Raw genomic sequence first — 15,380 nt, 5'->3', positions numbered from 1 at the left:
CAAATGAACAAAAAATTAAATATTTTAAAAACAAATTGAAATCATGAACTTTCTGGTTCTTTTTGTCGTTACTGGTGGGCTTGCAATGGCAACCATGTTCAACGCTCCTGCGATATTTGTGGGCTACGGGTTCGCCTTCATCGTCATGCTCCTTGCTGCATGGATGTTTAAACCCAGAACAGCATTTGTTGCTATACTTGCAAGCACGCTTATCGCACTGCCGATCATGATTCTTACGAAGGCAACCTTTACTGAAGTGGCGATCTTGAACGTTCTTGTCAGGGCTCCGGTTGCGTATTTGGCATCCGAAATCAGGTGGAGAAAGGGCTTGCTTTCATCAACCTTTGCTCTTTCAGTTTTCGAGTCTCTTATAGCGTTGTTAATAGCGATATTGTATTTTGGTGATGACGGAATCCACACTTCCCTCTCCATATTTGGAATCTTGCTTGCACCTTTTGGATACCTGATCTACCTTTCTGTTGTGAATGGGGAGAGACTAAGAGCTTTGGCGGGTATTGTATGTGCAGCAATCTTCTATTTTTCCACCGTTACCTTTCCTGTTTTGCTTGTTGCATTTGTCTCTGTTTTGTCTCTGGCTGCGTTGTTGAAATATCCTAAATATCCTAATTTGAAGTCCCTGGTTTTGTTAGTTCTGATAGCAACAGCGGTTTTTGGGTTGGTGTATGACAACAGCTTCAGGAACAACGTTAAAGTCACTCTTTACCCATTCTTTCCTCATAACTGGGGTGATGAGAGGTGGATGCAGACTGATCCGGCATGTCCTCCCATGGACAACGTTTTTGTTCACACCCACACACCCTCAAGGCTCAGAATTGTTGAAACCTGTGTTGAAGTTGTTGGGAAAGTTGAAAAGCCACCTTTTATTGCTGGAGATGGTGATTACTGCTTTGACGTTATCCCCAATGATAAGAGTTATCTTGGGATTGGAAATTACATCCTCAGGAAGGGTGGGCTGCACATAGAGGTCGTACCAGCTGACCAGTTAAAGGTTCTTTCTGGAATTCAGGGAATATGTCCCGGCGATGTTGTGAGAGTGAGAGGTGTATGGGTCGTTGACACCGATCACGGCATGTGGACTGAAGTCCATCCTGCTTCCGTAATCGAAGTTATCGAATCCAAGTCAAAGGTGCGCTGGCCTGAGTGTGTGCTGGGCAGGGAGTTTGAAGAGTGAAGTTTTTAAAGTTTTAGAACAATAAATCATTATGAAGTGTCCAAGATGTGGTGAGGACTCTGTTGATTATGGGGTAATAAGCTTTCAGTTGGGGAAGACAAGGGCGATAAACGTTGACGTTCGAGTTTGTTCCAAGTGTAATTTGGTCTTTTTCGAGAGGACAGAAAAGAAACCAGGATTCAGGTAAAATTTTTGAACCTTCGACTGAGGAGTTGAAAAAACGAAAAGAAAGCTTTAGACTATCCCAGCAAGTTTGTCTTGAATACTGTTTCTCTCTTAACGAGTGATAACGTTACCTCCTCTCCGAAAATTTCTACTGCAGATTGTAGAGAAACTTCGACTTTGGTCTTCTCTCCATTTCTTACATGGCTGACCCACCATTCATCAAGCATTTTGTTATCGAGTTTAGTAGTGATTCTGAGTGTAGTATCAGATTTTGGTTGGATGACTGCATCAACGTCACTCGAATACTGGGCGAATGCAATGTCGTTCAGGAGAACAGAGTGACGTATTCTCGATACTGAAATCGTATCCGAATTTTCGTTGCGTATTTTGACCTCAGTGATTATTTCGGTGTAATCCTCGTTAACTTCGCCCCAGTATGATTTAACTGATTCGATCTCCAGAGAAATTGTTCCTGATTTCACCTTTTTTGGTACAGCTGATGTTAATCCAGCGAGTATATCGGTTTCTATCAATTTTGTCATGTCAATAGGATACTTGAATTCTGTAATTAAGAGATCAAAAACCAGATACCCTTTTATATGCATGTTTGATTTTTCTCCATTTTTTATATGCAAAATCCACCATTTTGGAATCTTGCTGTTTTCTAACTTCGTATGTATAAGGATTGTTGATTTTGAGTTTGCTTTGATTTCAGCCTTCAAAGCACTACCCTCACCAATTTTAACTCCATTAATGTAGACTTCTGTCAAAACATCCTTTAATGGTAGAGGTAATGGGTTTGGATTATATACTTTAATTTTAGTCACGATCTCAGTTGTGGAAGCTGTTACTTCACCCCATTGATTGCTAATCTCCTTAATTTCAGGCTTCCCCAAAGTTTGATGTTCTGCTGAACATCCAATAAGGAATGTAGCGAGAATCACCACCGAAATAACTCGCGCAATCATAAGTCTATTTTCTCTTTGTTGAATAAATTTATTTTGATTTAATCAATACTCCTCATCAAAAAATCCATTTAAGTGGCAAAACCGCAGATTCATCTCACAGAAAGTATAAACGCGGGCCGGGAGGGATTTGAACCCCCGACTGCGGGATTTCTCTGCCTTGGATGGCTTAAGAGTCCCGCGCTCTGCCTGGCTAAGCTACCGGCCCTTTTTGGTTGGATCCGTCAGTTGGGTTTATAGACTTAACGCCCTCAACTGCTCAAAAACCTTCGCAGCTATGCCTTTCCCTATCAGTCTCTCAACCCTCTCCTTGTTTTTGATGATGTCCTCCAAGTTTGTTATCCCTGCATCGTAAAGCTTCCTTGCCCTCACCCTGCCCACGTATTTTACCCTCACCAGATCAAGAAGCTCACCCCTCACACCATACTTTATCCTCTCAGTCAGACCAGCGATGCTGTTGTTCCCGACCTCTTCAGCTATTCTGCTCATTGCGTTGCTGAGCCATTCTGCAGTCTCAATTATCCTCCTCAGATCGCCTGGGGCTATCGAATATCTCTCGCATATTCTGTCCTCATCCATCTCCTCAATCCAGTCTTTAAGACAGAGAGCAGTCTTCACCTCCGAAAGGAACCAGTCATATTCAGCCGAAAAGTCAGATGGATAGTATGTGAGCTCATTCCTCAGCCTGAAAGCCTCATCCTCAACCCAAGAATCTGATTTTCTCACACTCAATCTCTCCATGTCTGGAGTTCTGCATATCAGGTGCAGTGCTCCAATATCGCTAACTTCCCCTCTACTCAGAACGTCATGGAATATGAAACCAGTCAGTGGGTCAATGTAGAGCTTTGAGACGAGCATTCCAAGTTTTGTCGGCACCAGAACATCTTCCTCCTTGATCATTTTCCAGTTTTCGAGCTGCCTGACAACTCTCTCAAGTTCGTAGCTGAGTGAAATTTCGTTCTGCTTGAAAAAGAAGGTGTCAGCAAAGAAGTCCTCAAGCTCTTCAATTGTCTTGGCGTAGCCGTCACAGATGATGGAAAGGCTGTGAAACCTGAGATGGGTTTCAACTCCTAACTTTGATGTAATGTTCTCAGGTTCGCCGAAAATGTATCTCTGTACTGCCATCTCCCTGTCTCTGGCACTCACACAGAGAATTGCCTCTCCATATTCATCCATCCCCGGCCTTCCAGCTCTGCCAGCCATCTGCTTGTATTCTGCAACCTTTATTCTCCTCGAAAAACCGTCAAATCTGTAGATGCTCCTGATTACTACCCTTCTGGCAGGCAGATTAACCCCTGCTGCAAGCGTTGGTGTGGCAACCACCACCTTTATGTCTCCATTCCTGAAAGCGTCCTCTACTATCTTCCTCTGCCCGTTCAGCAGGCCAGCATGGTGAAAGGCTGAACCTTTTTTCGCACACTCAGCCAGCTTTCTGCTCATCTCTCCTTCGTTTTCTTCAAGTAAAACTCTCTCTATCCACTCGTTCTTCACATACTTCCCTGTTATTTCCGAGAGCTTTACTGCAGTCCTCTCAGCCCCTTTCCGCGTTGATTCAAAAACGAGTACGCCACCTCCCTCAGCCACGATCTCCTCAACAAGTTCTTCGAACTTTTTTCTCGCTGAGTTACTGAAGCCATAATCTGAAAAAATCTCAAGACTGTTTCCACACAAAATACCCTCATAAAGCGGGACTGGTCGCCAGTCGCTTGCGTAGTATTCAGCATCAAGCCAGTCTGCTATCTCATCAACGTTTGGAGCGGTTGCTGAAAGGCCGATAATCCTCAGAGTATTGTTCATCTTTCTCGTTTTTGTCACGAGAATCTCAAGCGTAGCTCCCCTCTTTTCCGAGTCCAGCAGATGTATTTCATCTATAACAAGACAGGTAATACTTCTAATCCATCCGGCTCTGTTTCTTATCAGGGAATCCGCCTTTTCACTCGTCGTTACAATTATATCGCAGTCAGCGAGATGTTCATCCCTCGCCTCATAATCTCCTGTTGAAATACCAATTCTAAGCCCTATCTTCCTCCATTTCTTGAAGCTCTCGTACTTCTCACTGGCTAATGCCCTTAGTGGAACCACATAAAGGCTTTTACCACCTTTAATAGCCTCTCTTACCATTGCAAGCTCCGCGAGAAGAGTTTTGCCAGCTGCAGTCGGCATTGCAAGCAGCAGGTTTTTGGACGAAAAGATTTTCCCGACTACCTCTGCTTGAGGTGGAAAAAGCTCCTCAATCCCCTCATCCTTCAGTACCCTAACACCGTAACTCGAAATGTATTCTGAAAGCTCCTCAACCTTCACTGAAACCTAATCAACGGCTGGGAAATAAAAGTTGTCCTGAGAAATGTTAAATATCCATGGCTTTAAATTTGAACATGGAATTCAGTTTTGGTGATAAAAAATTCAGTGCTGAGGTGAGAAGAGCTTCAGATTTAAAGCCTGTCCTTGCCTTTCCGGATAAACTCAAGGAGGACTTCGATGCTTACTATATGTTTAGAGACTCCTACAAGAACGAGAGTGACAGGAAGAAAATAGAAGAAGCAGGGCTGAGATACGATTACACAGTTATCCCTCCAAACAATATCGGAGGAGAGAGCATAAAGACCTACGGGCACTACCACCCGGAGGTCGTGGATGGAATTACGTATCCAGAGGTTTATCAGGTTCTTGAGGGTGAGGCACTTTTTCTAATTCAGAAAAAAGAAGAAAATGGGATTGCCGAAGTCTTGGCTGTAGTGGCGAAAGAGGGCGATGTGGTTATAGTACCACCAAACTGTGGCCATGTAACAATAAATCCAACAGAAAAGAATTTAATCACTGCAAACTGGGTATGCAGGGACTTCAAATCAATATACGAACCTTACACTGAAAAGAGAGGTGCTTGCTACTACTACATCAACGGGAAGTGGGTCAAAAATGAGAACTATGGAGAAGTGCCTGAATTGAAAATTGTAAGGCCCCTGAACGTCTTGGGTGTTCAGGGAGACATGTATTCGCTTGTTAGCGACATCAAGAAGCTCGAGTTTCTCACAAAGCCACAGAAATACATGGAATTGTTCAAAAGGTGTTTTCAATAAAAAATATAATAGATGTTAAAATTGTTTACATCGAGAGAGCAAGCTTAATGTCATCCGCTGTAACGGTCTTTCTGCCAGAGTGCTTTGCAATTTCAACAGCTTTCTTTGCAACCTGCAATGCGTAGTCCTCAAGCACTTCAACCATCTTCTCCACTGCATCTGCACTTACTCTCTCGGCCCCAGCCTTCCTAATCAATCTGTCAACCGGTGCCATCGGCAACTCAGCCATCCAACACACCTCCTATCTCTTTTCGTTACAAAATTTAGTATTAGGTATATATATACTTTTCTATCGAACTTCCATCAGAACATTATTTTCTGCATCTCATGTTGTCTGGAAGGTCAGAAGTTGAAACAAAGTTAACCCCACAAGTCAAGAAGCGGTCAGGGGAAAAATGAAAATGACAAAAAGAAAGCATATTTAAAAATTTAAAATTTATATTTAACCGAAGAGAGCGCCAAGACCTTCGATTGCTTCCTCTTCCTTGGCCTCCTCCTCTTCTTCCTCTTCCTCTTTTGCCTCTTCTTTTGCCTCCTCCGCTGGAGCAGCCGCTGCAGTGGCAGCTACCGGAGCAGCAGCCATTGGCACGGCAGCCTTCTGGATTGCTTCGTCAATGTTCACACCCTCAAGGGCGGCAACAAGAGCCTTAACTCTTGCCTCATCCACTTCAACGCCTGCTGCCTCAAGAACAGCCTTTACACTGTCCTCTGTTATTTCTTTACCAGCGGAGTGTAGCAGGAGAGCCGCATACACATATTCCATACCTCAACACCTCCTTTTAACCAAATAATGCTCCTAAACCTTCAATTGCCTCTTCTTCCTTAGCCTCCTCTTCTTCCTCTTCCTCCTCTACCTCTTTCTCCTCTTCCCTCTTCTCCTCCTCAACCGGAGCATGAACCACAGTCTGAGCTAAGCCAGAGAGCATGGATTTTAGCTCTTCATCGAGAGCTTCATCACCAAGATTTGAGGCGAGGGCAAGCATTTCAGCATGAGCCTTCGCCAGCAAGTCCTCCATCACATCCTTGGCGAAGATACCAGCATTTAGTGCGAGATTCCTTGCATCGTTGAAGGCCTTGATTATCAGTATCTCAGCCGTCTCTTCAGTTACATAGGCAGCATTCACTGCAAGATTTAAAGCCTTCTGATACGCATTCTGGAAGTCCTCAAACACTTTTTCGGTGTCTATCGCAAGCACATCCGGCGTTAGAATTACGCCAGAATCAAGGACGGCCTTTACGTCAAGACCGATCTTAATCGGCTTTATGTCGAGTCTTTCAAGAGCTCTTGCCACTTCTGGCTTCACAACCTCTCCGGCTTTTACAACAGTGGTCGTTGCCTTAACAACAACCTTGCCCTTCTCAATCGCAACTGGCAATCCCGCCATCTGAAGCTCAGCCATCATTGGGCCGGGAGGAATTGGTGTCGGTCCCTGTTCAATAACGACGTCAACCGGTGAAATCTGGTTGGGTTTTAAAGGTGAAGGAATCTTTGTGTCCTCCACCATCCTGTAAAGTTTGAAGGGATTTTCATCAGCAGCAATTATCGCAATCTGATCGCCCAAAAACTCTTTGAGTTTTAAATAATCCCCACCCAAACCGTCAAGGGCTCTTTCAAGAAGGGTATTTTTCACAACCTTCATCTCTACTTTTCCTTTGAAGTCTCTCCTTATCTTCTGCATTTGCCCAGCAGGAACGTTTCTGAATCCGACTATAGCGACAACAGGATGTGATGATATCAGCTTCTTAAGTTCTTCAACAGTCTGAATCTTCCATTTTGGCGGTGAACCTCTAATTGCTGCCATTTACACCACCCTCACTGCAGGACCCATTGTTGTTTTAACATACACCGACTTTACCACCTGAGCCGGATTATCATACTTGTTCTCCACGACTTTTAAAACTTCAAGTGCATTGTCCGCGATTTTCTCAGGCTCCATGTCCTTCCTCCCTATCGGTGCATGGAACGTCAGCCTGTCTCTCGTCCTTATCTTCACAGAATTCCTTAGCCTGTCTATGAAGGGCTTGGGATCGGCCAGAGGAGGTATGGGCTGCGGTATTTTTCCTCTCGGACCGAGTATCGGACCGAGTTTTCTACCAATTTCTGGCATAAGAGGGGCCTCAGCTATGAAGAAGTCTATTGAGTTTGCAAGTTTTTTCCCCTGCCTCCTATTTTTTGCAAGCTCATCAATCTCCTCAGGAGTAATGACGACGTCTGCTCCAGCCTCTTTTGCTTTTAAGGCAGTCTCACCCTTGGCAAAAACGCCAATTTTTCTCGGTTTTCCGAGTCCATGTGGTAGAGTTACGACAGCATCAATTCTGTTTTCAGGCTTTTTCATGTCCACGTTTCTAAGATTCACTGCCATTTCTACCGTTTCAACGAATTTTCTCTCCTTAGCATTGTTTACTGCTTCCTTTATTGACTTTACGAGTTTATCTTTATCCACTATCATCTTGTCACCTCCGTAGTCCCAACGGCCGCAGCCTCCTACGGACTCCTATGAGGGCATGAGAGAGATATTTTAAGTTATCGGTTAGGATTGTGGTTGAGCGAGATGTTAAAGCTTCTTGCATTTTAAGTTTTACATAATATGTCATGTCTCCTGCAACGAATGCTTGCAGTAGTACTAAGGGCTGTTTAGTAAAAGGTAAAATGGTAAATATTGTTAGTGATTAAACTTCACTATGTATCTGACAAAGGAAGAAGAAAAAATGCTGGAAGGTGAATACGGAGAAGCTACGAGCTACGTCATGCGCATCCTCGTCAAACTTGGTGAAGCACACAATGCCGAAAGGCTTGTAGATGCCAAGAGTGCGCATGTTGCCGGAGGACTTTTCATTGAGGAGATTGAATGGTACCAGAAACTCGTGAAGGGTGGGGCAAGGTTCAGGTGCTTCACAACCCTTCATCCTTGGGGTGTGGATTAGGATCACTGGGATGAGGTTGGAACAATTATCGGCAAGGCGGAGGGGATAAAGCAGATACTGGACGAACTGATGAAGCTGAGGGTTAGAATGGGCGCAATACCCCTCGGCACGTGTATTCAGTATCTGCTTGGTGATTTTCTGATGCCCGGCGATCACTTTCTCGTGGACGGGATCGGCTGGTGTCGTCTTTGCAAACAGCGTTCTGGGAGCAATGGGAAACATGGACGGAATTGTTACGAATTATGCAGTGGCAATAACGGGAAAGGTGCCTGAGTATGGTCTGCATCTACCTGAAAACAGGAAGGGGGATGTTATTGTGAAACTTGAGATGGATTTCAAGAAGATGAGCGATGCAGATATTGGGGCTCTTGCATACTACCTTGGAAGGGTTCTGGAAGATCGTATCCCTGTTTTTGTCAATCTTCCAGAAAAAATTGAGCTTGAGAGGCTTAGGGCGCTGGCATCACCCCTTCACGTCAGCGGAGCGGTGCCGATGTTCCACGCTGTGGGCATAACGCCGGAGGCGAGGAGCGTTGAAGATGCCCTGCAGGGTGACAAGGCGGAGGACAAGATTACAGTTGGATGGGATGAGGTGAGGGAAGTTTACGGAGAATTTCAATACGAGAATGTTGATTTGGTTGCGATTGGCTGTCCACACTGCACCTACAATGAGGTAAAGAAAATTGCAGAAATGGTTGATGGGAAGAAATTGAAGGTAAAGCTCTGGGTCAACACTTCCCCACAGGTGAAGCTTGTTGCCAACAGAGCAGGCTGGACAGAGAAAATCGAAAAAGCGGGAGGACTTTTGACGAGTAACCTGTGCATAGGTCCAGGAGCGCCATTTGCTGCCTGCGGTTACGGCTGCGTGCTGACAAACTCGCCGAGATGTGCCTATTATGCGCCTGATGTAAAAGCGAGGCTTGCAAGCCTTGAAGACTGCGTCAAATTTGCTGTTGAAGGAAACGAGGAGGTGTTGAGATGATACTTAAAGGCAGGGGTCTTGTGGAGGGTGTTGTAGAGGGTGAGGCAATCGTTACCAAACAACCAATCTCCTTCGTCGGAGGAGTTGATGTGAACACGGGTGTTATTGTGGAAAAAGGACATGAGCTTGAGGGAGAGAGTATAAAGGGAAAGGTTCTTGTATTTCCGCTGGGAAAGGGAACCACATACAACCCCTTCGCAATCTACGCGATGAAGAAGAGGGGTATAGCGCCCCTTGCAATCGTAAACGAGAAAGTGGAAGATATAGTTCTTACGGGGTGCATAATAGCCGAGATACCGTTCGTGGAGTGCAAGGAAGCTATGAAGATCAGAAGTGGAGATTTTGTGAGGGTAGACGGAGAAAAAGGGGTTATCGAAGTTCTTCGCAGGTAATTGGCAGAACCGCTCAAAGAGGTTTTGAAAAAGCTAAACTGGCAGTGTGGTGTAGTCCTCCAAAGGCAAATGTTTTAATCTCTTTAACAATTTCTCACCATGCTCAGTGATGTGGTCAGAGATGCAGAGGGAGAAAAAGTCTTTCTTCTTGGCAATGAGGCTATAGCAAGGGGGGCGATTGAGGCAGGAATTGATGTTTTCGCAGCCTATCCCGGCACACCCTCATCTGAAATTGCTGACACTCTCAGCAATGCTTGCAGGCTTTTGAGAGGGAAGATGGATTTTTATATGGAATATTCATCCAATGAAAAAGTAGCCTTTGAGGTTGCAATTGGTGCATCTCTTGCTGGAAAAAGGGCAATGGCAACGATGAAGCATGTCGGTGTGAATGTTGCTGCAGATGCTCTTTTTAGCTTTGCTTACGTTGGAGCAAGAGGTGGTTTTGTTCTTGTCACAGCCGATGACCCAACCATGCACAGCAGCCAGAACGAGCAGGACAATAGATGGTATGGAAAAGCAGCAAAGCTTCCAGTTGTGGAGCCATCAAGCGTTCAGGAGGCAAAGGATTACTCGAAGCTCGGGTTTGATTTGTCCGAAAAATACGGTTTGCCGGTGATTCTGAGAACCTACACCAGGCTTAGCCATGCGAGTGGAATTGTTGAGCTTGGCAAAATCCCTGAGAAAGAATTTGAAAGAGTCGGATGGGAAAAGCACCCTGAAACCGACGTCGTTCTGCCAGCCCATGCAAGAAAACTGAAGCCGATACTACTCGAAAAGTTGAACAAAATTGAGGATTACTTTAACAAATCCGAAATGAATTGGATTGAGGATGGAGATGGAGACGTTGGTGTAATTGCCTGCGGTCTCAGCTATGCTTACACGAAAGAGGCTATGGAAAATCTGGGTGTCAGTCTTCCCCTTCTAAAGCTTTCCTCAATGCATCCTCTGCCAGAAAAACTGATTGAAGATTTTGTCTCTCAAATGAAGAGAGTTATAGTTGTTGAGGAAGTTGACCCCTTCGTTGAGCTTCATGTAAGGGCATTGGGGATTGCAGAAGTTTACGGCAAGATGAACGGCTACATGCCCATGAATTACGAGTACAACATTCCAAGGGTCGAAATGGGGATTGCAAAGGCTCTTGGGATAGAACCAAGCAGGGACTATGAGAAAATTGTGGCTGTAACTTCAAAAATAGCCGCAAAAGCGCCTCCAAGACCTCCGGTTCTCTGCCCGGGCTGCCCCCATTCTGCCTCATTCTATGCGATAAGAAGGGTTGTTGATGAACTTGGAAACGCTGCACTGCCGAGCGACATAGGCTGCTACACTCTCGGAATAAACAAGCCACTTGAGGGTGTGGACATCACAATCTGCATGGGTGCGAGCGTTGGAACTTCCAATGGGCTTGCTCACGTTTTGGAGAACGAAATTATCACCACGATAGGTGACTCGACGTTCATACATGCAGGAATACCAGCATTGGTTAACGCAGTCTACAACGATGCCAAGTTTGTCCTCGTCGTCCTCGATAACTCTACTACTGGTATGACAGGACATCAGCCCCATCCGGGAACTGGTGTCAGAGGATGCGGAGAAAAAGGGAAGGCTGTGAAAATTGAGGAGATCGTAAGGGGATGTGGAGTTGAATTTGTTGAAGTTGTAAATCCATACAACGTTAAGAAGATGATTGACACTCTCAGGAGGGCTGTGGAGCACGAAAGTGTCGCCGTTGTTATTGCAAGGCAGCCTTGCGCAATCCTGTGGACAAGAGCGAAAAGGAGAGAAGGCAAGAAAATAGTCCCATATACGGTAACCGAGGACTGTACGCTGTGCATGGAATGTGTTAACACCTTCGCCTGTCCGGCGCTGATTTACGATGGAGAGAAAGTAGCAATTGACTCGGCACTCTGCGTTGGTTGTGCAGTTTGTGCAAAAATATGTCCGAACAAAGCGATAAAACCCAAGAAAAAGTAATTAATTTGCAATACTTATTTAATTTATGTCTGAGCTTACAAGGGCACTGATATTCGGAAGGTTCCAGCCTTTCCATTTTGGTCATCTCAATGTTGTTAAATGGGCGTTGGATGATTTTGATGAACTCGTTCTGCTGGTTGGGATGGCAGATGAGAGTCATACCTTGCTCAACCCCTTTACTGCTGGGGAGAGAATATGGATGATTAGGGAGGCTTTAAAGGCAGAGGGTGTAAATTTAAGCAGGATCATTACAGCCACAGTGCCAACCATGAGCGTTTATGTTGGACATGCATTTTACATCATCAACCTTGTCCCTAAGGTAAAGGCAATAATAACAAGGAATCCCGTTATAGCTCAGGTTTTCAGCGATGCAGGACTTGAAGTTATATCCCCTCCAGAGTTCGACAGAAGCAAGTACAGAGGAAGTTACATAAGGAAGTTGATGCTGGAGGATGAAGAATGGGAAAGTCTCGTTCCCAAGACTGTTGCTGAGATAATACACAGGCTTGATGGTGTTGACAGGCTGAGAAGGGCTGCGAGTAGGGATTAGCAAAATTTTTATGACTCAGTGAGAATTGCTACACGAGCCGCCGTGGCTTAGCTGGCAGAGCGGGTGATTCGTAATCACCAGGTCGCGGGTTCAAATCCCGCCGGCGGCTTGCCTTTTCTGGGGTTTGAAGGGTTGTAGCAGGTTCAAATCCGTGTTTTACCACCTCAACAAGCCTATCAACGAAATCGGAGATGTTAGAGACGTTTTCCTTCAGCCACTGGTAGTTCTCCTCAGAAATGGTAATATGCAATCTCGGACGTCGTCGCTGGAATTGGCTTTTCGCAGCTTTTGATTCTTTTTCTACTGTCCGGACAGTGTCCGGACAATGTCCAGACACATCCTCCATGTGGCATGTTTGTGGTTAGGAGTATATAAAGGGGTAGTGATGAAATCAAACCACCTCAACACCTGGTGGCGTCAGCGGTTCTGGCTGAGGTGCTGGCCCTTCAACTTCATCTTCCGGATCCTCGAGGAAGTAGTCCCCGTCAAGCCAGTGGATGATTCTGACAAAACCGCACCGCATGCAGATGAGGATGAGGCTGTCTGGCTGCTGCGGTGGGAACGCCAGGGCTGCAAATCTGTGGCCGAGGATGCGGCAAATCAGGCTCATCAGACCACCTTTGATTTCAGATTACTTATAAAAGCTCCAATCAGAATCCCTACCACGTAGCTGCCGAGATCTTTGGTTATCAGCATTCCTGCTGCAAGTATTAAGGATACAAAAAGCCAGTAGGTCCAGAACTTCATTTCCGCATCTCCTCCTCTCCGAGTTTAATTATCCATTCTTCCTTTCCACACCTACGACATGCGGCAAGAATCCCGATAAGCCTACTTCCTGCATGTACTCTGTAATACTCCCAGTCGTGAAGTCTCAACCAGCAAAGAATCCGGAACGCAACCATAAATCCAACTGCCAGACCAAGGAGGAAGGATTCAAGGTTCATAATCGACCCTCCAACTTCTCTTTGAGCTGAGGAAAAGCCTTAAAGAACAGGTTGACGGCTTCAGGGTAGCTCAGTTGTTTTTCAGAAGCCCAATTGGATAACAACACCTTTACAGACCTCCTTAAGTCATTATCTCGACCTTCAAAACGTTTAAAAAACTCTTCCGGCGTTTTCGCAAGGTCGTCGGTGAATACCGTCAACTGTAACTCCCTTATCAGCGGTAACTCATCTTTGATTTTTTCCTGTTCTTGTTTCTTTTCAAGTCGTTGTTTTAACTCCTGAATCTCCGGAGTTATCTTTTCTGCCCATTCGTAGAACTCGTTAAGTCTTTTTTCGATTTCAAGGAGTTTTAGCATTTCTTTTGTGATTATCTCTTTGTTGTTTCCTCCAAAGAAGTAGTGTTCAAGTAGATTACAGATAAGTTTGCTGAGATTACCCCCATTATCTTTGAAGGCGTTAATAGCCTCAACTAATTTAGGATCATTAACTCCAAAACTGTAAACAGCCCTCATCAAGAACCCCCCATAAAACGCAGACATCTCCCCGTGAAAACGCCTTGATACTTGTATTAAATTTAATACAGAACTGTATTACAAACATCTCTTTGTCGCGAAAGTATATCCACACCTTAGTTGTATTACATAATACAGCTGTAGGAAAAATAATAATACAGTTGTAAGATGTAGCACAGTAACAGTAGGGATACTCTTTCTCGTAAACATTCCCAGAACTGTATAAAAATGTCATCCCTGACCCCTTACAGGTTCAAGTTCATCTTCCTTGAGCATCTGCAACTGTATGGAATCCATCACTGCAGAGACTTTGAAATGCAGTTTACGGGCTATAACGTAGGCCTGTTTCCAGTTCTCCTGTACTACCTGTCTATCCAGGGCGATTAAGAGGCCAAACAGCTCATCCATGTAGTTCAGGGGATAGTCCATTCTATCACCTTCCGTTTATCCCCTTGGCAATCCACCTGATTGTATTCTGTGGCTTGATCTCCTCCCATTCTGGAGTTCCAAAAAGTGGACATTCCATCGGCTCCATGTCATCAATCGTAACGAAAAAGCAGGGCCTGACGAGGCAGGCAGAGCACTTCCAGAATCTGTATGTGTGCTGCATCCAATCACCTCAAACCGAGGCAACCTTTATCAACTTCCAGACCAACATCCTGTATGCAAGAAACGATCTCCCTTTCTGACATCCTCGAAGAACTCAGAGACATCAAGCGGAAACTCGAGCACATCGAGGAACTCATTGAAGACATTGTTGACTCGACTCTGACACCCGAAGAGGAGAAGCTACTGAAGGAGGTCAAGGAGAAGATCGAGAAAGGCGATTTTTCCGATTTCGTTCCACTTGAGAAACTGGATGAAGTGCTAAGATGAGCTACAGCGTTTTCCTGCATCCACAGGTAATCAGGTTCCTTGAGAGGATACCGGAGGAAGACGTCAAGAGGATTAAAGCCAAGCTCTCTGAACTCGTCAATCCCTACTCTGTCAAAGCCTCTAAGCTCAGAGGTCACAAGGACGCTTTCAAGATCAGAGTCGGCGACTACAGGATCCTTTACACTGTGAACGATCGAAAGAGGGTTGTTGTAGTTTTCAAGGTGGATAGGAGGGGTAGGGTTTACAAGCGGATTTAGCATCGCATCACCTCAAAATATCCGCCAGAACCTCGACGAACCTCGCCTGGCCCATTTTCAGCATCTCTGAGAGTTTAAGCCTCTTCTCCCAGTATCGCCCGTTCTTGGCAAAACTGTAAACATCTCTGAGAGGTTTCAGGTACCAGCAGCCTTCATGCTTCACAACAAAATAAACTGGCACGTCAAAGGCATTCTGGATCTCCTTCAAAGTCCTGTAATGGTTGTACTTGATAAGAACATCCTTCCCATTGGTGGTATGCTTGATCTCGAAGATCGCTTTAATCTCATCGTCTATCCTGACGATCCTGTCAATGTCTGTGATGAAAGGACTGCCAAGCTTGTACTCATCCACTGCCCGATCGATAAGATAACTGAGTTCCATGCTCCTTCCGATCTCCCCTATAACTCCCGTGTAAAAGCTTTCCACGTCGTTCAGCCGCTTTATCTCCTCATGGCTCTTTCCTATCTTTTGTATTGCTATGTGGGCCTTGATAAGGTTGTTAATTACTTCGCCAAACCTTTGAAAAAATTGGTAATCATTGCGGAAGTGCTTGGCCCTGGTGTCCATTTAG

The 15,380-nt window shown here is 45.1% G+C and carries 23 protein-coding genes and 2 tRNA genes; 11 read left to right on the top strand and 14 right to left on the bottom strand.

The features are described from left to right. The first annotated feature begins 43 nt into the window (after window positions 1-43). Together BP688_RS01410 and BP688_RS01405 are read left to right on the top strand one after the other, a co-directional pair. Window positions 44-1,192 (top strand): hypothetical protein, encoded by a 1,149-nt coding sequence (locus BP688_RS01410; protein WP_290595898.1) that lies wholly within the window; start codon window positions 44-46, stop codon window positions 1,190-1,192. A 31-nt stretch (window positions 1,193-1,223) separates the two neighbouring features. After that, entirely contained in the window at window positions 1,224-1,379 is a 156-nt protein-coding gene (locus BP688_RS01405) for a TFIIB-type zinc ribbon-containing protein (protein WP_290595897.1), read from the top strand. A gap of 52 nt (window positions 1,380-1,431) precedes the next feature. Here BP688_RS01405 and BP688_RS01400 read toward each other — a convergent pair whose 3' ends face one another. From BP688_RS01400 to BP688_RS01390, 3 genes are all read right to left on the bottom strand, one after another. Then, window positions 1,432-2,304 (bottom strand): LEA/WHy family protein, encoded by an 873-nt coding sequence (locus BP688_RS01400; RefSeq protein ID WP_290595896.1) that lies wholly within the window; start codon window positions 2,302-2,304, stop codon window positions 1,432-1,434. 133 nt (window positions 2,305-2,437) lie between these two features. Continuing rightward, a tRNA-Lys gene (locus BP688_RS01395) sits at window positions 2,438-2,530 on the bottom strand. A gap of 26 nt (window positions 2,531-2,556) precedes the next feature. Further along, on the bottom strand, window positions 2,557-4,623 hold the full coding sequence (locus tag BP688_RS01390; protein ID WP_290595895.1) for a DEAD/DEAH box helicase: 2,067 nt from the start codon (window positions 4,621-4,623) through the stop codon (window positions 2,557-2,559). Between the two features lie 74 nt (window positions 4,624-4,697). On the opposite strand from BP688_RS01390, the gene BP688_RS01385 reads away from it, so the two are divergent. Beyond that, window positions 4,698-5,399, top strand: a complete 702-nt coding sequence (locus BP688_RS01385) for a glucose-6-phosphate isomerase family protein (protein WP_290595894.1) — start codon at window positions 4,698-4,700, stop codon at window positions 5,397-5,399. Window positions 5,400-5,424: 25 nt separating this feature from the next. On the opposite strand, the gene BP688_RS01380 is transcribed toward BP688_RS01385, so the two are convergent. From BP688_RS01380 to BP688_RS01365, 4 genes are all read right to left on the bottom strand, one after another. After that, the gene (locus BP688_RS01380) at window positions 5,425-5,628 is read right to left on the bottom strand and encodes a histone family protein (protein WP_290595893.1); all 204 of its coding nucleotides are present in this window, start codon (window positions 5,626-5,628) and stop codon (window positions 5,425-5,427) included. Between the two features lie 213 nt (window positions 5,629-5,841). Beyond that, a complete protein-coding gene (gene rpl12p / locus BP688_RS01375) occupies window positions 5,842-6,162 on the bottom strand; it encodes a 50S ribosomal protein P1 (protein WP_290595892.1) in 321 nt (106 codons plus the stop codon). Window positions 6,163-6,178: 16 nt separating this feature from the next. Beyond that, complete coding sequence (locus BP688_RS01370) at window positions 6,179-7,201, bottom strand: 50S ribosomal protein L10 (RefSeq protein WP_290595891.1); 1,023 nt, start codon at window positions 7,199-7,201, stop codon at window positions 6,179-6,181. After that, on the bottom strand, window positions 7,202-7,849 hold the full coding sequence (locus tag BP688_RS01365) for a 50S ribosomal protein L1 (protein WP_290595890.1): 648 nt from the start codon (window positions 7,847-7,849) through the stop codon (window positions 7,202-7,204). Window positions 7,850-8,081: 232 nt separating this feature from the next. On the opposite strand from BP688_RS01365, the gene BP688_RS01360 reads away from it, so the two are divergent. The 6 genes from BP688_RS01360 to BP688_RS01335 all read left to right on the top strand — a co-directional run bounded on the left by BP688_RS01360 (window position 8,082) and on the right by BP688_RS01335 (window position 12,328). Then, the gene (locus tag BP688_RS01360) at window positions 8,082-8,324 is read left to right on the top strand and encodes an aconitase X (RefSeq protein WP_290595888.1); all 243 of its coding nucleotides are present in this window, start codon (window positions 8,082-8,084) and stop codon (window positions 8,322-8,324) included. Between the two features lie 151 nt (window positions 8,325-8,475). Continuing rightward, window positions 8,476-9,306 carry an aconitase X gene (locus BP688_RS01355; RefSeq protein ID WP_290595939.1) on the top strand — a complete coding sequence of 277 codons (831 nt, stop codon included), beginning with the start codon at window positions 8,476-8,478 and terminating at the stop codon, window positions 9,304-9,306. Continuing rightward, the gene (locus BP688_RS01350; RefSeq protein ID WP_290595886.1) at window positions 9,303-9,698 is read left to right on the top strand and encodes an aconitase X swivel domain-containing protein; all 396 of its coding nucleotides are present in this window, start codon (window positions 9,303-9,305) and stop codon (window positions 9,696-9,698) included. Before BP688_RS01355 ends, BP688_RS01350 begins: the two co-directional genes overlap by 4 nt. Window positions 9,699-9,797: 99 nt before the next feature. After that, entirely contained in the window at window positions 9,798-11,669 is a 1,872-nt protein-coding gene (iorA, locus tag BP688_RS01345; protein ID WP_290623181.1) for an indolepyruvate ferredoxin oxidoreductase subunit alpha, read from the top strand. A 25-nt stretch (window positions 11,670-11,694) separates the two neighbouring features. Continuing rightward, window positions 11,695-12,219, top strand: a complete 525-nt coding sequence (locus tag BP688_RS01340; RefSeq protein WP_290595882.1) for a nicotinamide-nucleotide adenylyltransferase — start codon at window positions 11,695-11,697, stop codon at window positions 12,217-12,219. A gap of 36 nt (window positions 12,220-12,255) precedes the next feature. Further along, window positions 12,256-12,328, top strand: a tRNA-Thr gene (locus tag BP688_RS01335). A 282-nt stretch (window positions 12,329-12,610) separates the two neighbouring features. Here the strand turns inward: BP688_RS01335 and BP688_RS01330 are convergent. The 6 genes from BP688_RS01330 to BP688_RS01305 form a co-directional block, all read right to left on the bottom strand. Further along, the gene (locus BP688_RS01330) at window positions 12,611-12,829 is read right to left on the bottom strand and encodes a hypothetical protein (RefSeq protein ID WP_290595880.1); all 219 of its coding nucleotides are present in this window, start codon (window positions 12,827-12,829) and stop codon (window positions 12,611-12,613) included. Then, window positions 12,829-12,966: a hypothetical protein gene (locus BP688_RS01325; RefSeq protein WP_290595878.1), complete on the bottom strand. Its 138-nt coding sequence runs from the start codon at window positions 12,964-12,966 to the stop codon at window positions 12,829-12,831. The genes BP688_RS01330 and BP688_RS01325 overlap by 1 nt, the downstream gene beginning before the upstream one ends. Then, window positions 12,963-13,163, bottom strand: a complete 201-nt coding sequence (locus tag BP688_RS01320) for a hypothetical protein (RefSeq protein WP_290595876.1) — start codon at window positions 13,161-13,163, stop codon at window positions 12,963-12,965. Before BP688_RS01320 ends, BP688_RS01325 begins: the two co-directional genes overlap by 4 nt. Further along, the gene (locus tag BP688_RS01315) at window positions 13,160-13,675 is read right to left on the bottom strand and encodes a hypothetical protein (protein ID WP_290595874.1); all 516 of its coding nucleotides are present in this window, start codon (window positions 13,673-13,675) and stop codon (window positions 13,160-13,162) included. The genes BP688_RS01320 and BP688_RS01315 overlap by 4 nt, the downstream gene beginning before the upstream one ends. Window positions 13,676-13,906: 231 nt before the next feature. Further along, window positions 13,907-14,104 carry a hypothetical protein gene (locus tag BP688_RS01310; RefSeq protein WP_290595872.1) on the bottom strand — a complete coding sequence of 66 codons (198 nt, stop codon included), beginning with the start codon at window positions 14,102-14,104 and terminating at the stop codon, window positions 13,907-13,909. A 4-nt stretch (window positions 14,105-14,108) separates the two neighbouring features. Next, window positions 14,109-14,285 carry a hypothetical protein gene (locus tag BP688_RS01305; protein ID WP_290595871.1) on the bottom strand — a complete coding sequence of 59 codons (177 nt, stop codon included), beginning with the start codon at window positions 14,283-14,285 and terminating at the stop codon, window positions 14,109-14,111. A gap of 53 nt (window positions 14,286-14,338) precedes the next feature. On the opposite strand from BP688_RS01305, the gene BP688_RS01300 reads away from it, so the two are divergent. After that, complete coding sequence (locus BP688_RS01300; RefSeq protein ID WP_290595869.1) at window positions 14,339-14,551, top strand: hypothetical protein; 213 nt, start codon at window positions 14,339-14,341, stop codon at window positions 14,549-14,551. Continuing rightward, window positions 14,548-14,808 carry a type II toxin-antitoxin system RelE family toxin gene (locus BP688_RS01295; RefSeq protein WP_290595867.1) on the top strand — a complete coding sequence of 87 codons (261 nt, stop codon included), beginning with the start codon at window positions 14,548-14,550 and terminating at the stop codon, window positions 14,806-14,808. Before BP688_RS01300 ends, BP688_RS01295 begins: the two co-directional genes overlap by 4 nt. A gap of 7 nt (window positions 14,809-14,815) precedes the next feature. Here BP688_RS01295 and BP688_RS01290 read toward each other — a convergent pair whose 3' ends face one another. Then, the gene (locus BP688_RS01290) at window positions 14,816-15,376 is read right to left on the bottom strand and encodes a hypothetical protein (protein WP_290595865.1); all 561 of its coding nucleotides are present in this window, start codon (window positions 15,374-15,376) and stop codon (window positions 14,816-14,818) included. Between the last annotated feature and the right edge of the window lie 4 nt (window positions 15,377-15,380).

It is taken from the genome of Archaeoglobus sp. UBA230, assembly GCA_002507545.1.
GTDB lineage: Archaea > Halobacteriota > Archaeoglobi > Archaeoglobales > Archaeoglobaceae > Archaeoglobus.
Note: the sequence above shows the minus strand (reverse complement) of the source record. Positions and strands in the feature narration are given on the sequence as shown.

Coding starts and splice junctions, on each gene's coding strand:
- BP688_RS01315 (WP_290595874.1), bottom strand. CDS start 13,675: ATGAGGGCTGTTTACAGTTTTGGAGTTAATGATCCTAAATTAGTTGAG.
- BP688_RS01330 (WP_290595880.1), bottom strand. CDS start 12,829: ATGAGCCTGATTTGCCGCATCCTCGGCCACAGATTTGCAGCCCTGGCG.
- BP688_RS01360 (WP_290595888.1), top strand. CDS start 8,082: ATGTATCTGACAAAGGAAGAAGAAAAAATGCTGGAAGGTGAATACGGA.
- BP688_RS01310 (WP_290595872.1), bottom strand. CDS start 14,104: ATGGACTATCCCCTGAACTACATGGATGAGCTGTTTGGCCTCTTAATC.
- BP688_RS01340 (WP_290595882.1), top strand. CDS start 11,695: ATGTCTGAGCTTACAAGGGCACTGATATTCGGAAGGTTCCAGCCTTTC.
- BP688_RS01305 (WP_290595871.1), bottom strand. CDS start 14,285: ATGCAGCACACATACAGATTCTGGAAGTGCTCTGCCTGCCTCGTCAGG.
- BP688_RS01300 (WP_290595869.1), top strand. CDS start 14,339: ATGCAAGAAACGATCTCCCTTTCTGACATCCTCGAAGAACTCAGAGAC.
- BP688_RS01380 (WP_290595893.1), bottom strand. CDS start 5,628: ATGGCTGAGTTGCCGATGGCACCGGTTGACAGATTGATTAGGAAGGCT.
- BP688_RS01295 (WP_290595867.1), top strand. CDS start 14,548: ATGAGCTACAGCGTTTTCCTGCATCCACAGGTAATCAGGTTCCTTGAG.
- iorA (WP_290623181.1), top strand. CDS start 9,798: ATGCTCAGTGATGTGGTCAGAGATGCAGAGGGAGAAAAAGTCTTTCTT.
- BP688_RS01325 (WP_290595878.1), bottom strand. CDS start 12,966: ATGAAGTTCTGGACCTACTGGCTTTTTGTATCCTTAATACTTGCAGCA.
- BP688_RS01320 (WP_290595876.1), bottom strand. CDS start 13,163: ATGAACCTTGAATCCTTCCTCCTTGGTCTGGCAGTTGGATTTATGGTT.
- rpl12p (WP_290595892.1), bottom strand. CDS start 6,162: ATGGAATATGTGTATGCGGCTCTCCTGCTACACTCCGCTGGTAAAGAA.
- BP688_RS01370 (WP_290595891.1), bottom strand. CDS start 7,201: ATGGCAGCAATTAGAGGTTCACCGCCAAAATGGAAGATTCAGACTGTT.
- BP688_RS01365 (WP_290595890.1), bottom strand. CDS start 7,849: ATGATAGTGGATAAAGATAAACTCGTAAAGTCAATAAAGGAAGCAGTA.
- BP688_RS01410 (WP_290595898.1), top strand. CDS start 44: ATGAACTTTCTGGTTCTTTTTGTCGTTACTGGTGGGCTTGCAATGGCA.
- BP688_RS01350 (WP_290595886.1), top strand. CDS start 9,303: ATGATACTTAAAGGCAGGGGTCTTGTGGAGGGTGTTGTAGAGGGTGAG.
- BP688_RS01405 (WP_290595897.1), top strand. CDS start 1,224: ATGAAGTGTCCAAGATGTGGTGAGGACTCTGTTGATTATGGGGTAATA.
- BP688_RS01385 (WP_290595894.1), top strand. CDS start 4,698: ATGGAATTCAGTTTTGGTGATAAAAAATTCAGTGCTGAGGTGAGAAGA.
- BP688_RS01290 (WP_290595865.1), bottom strand. CDS start 15,376: ATGGACACCAGGGCCAAGCACTTCCGCAATGATTACCAATTTTTTCAA.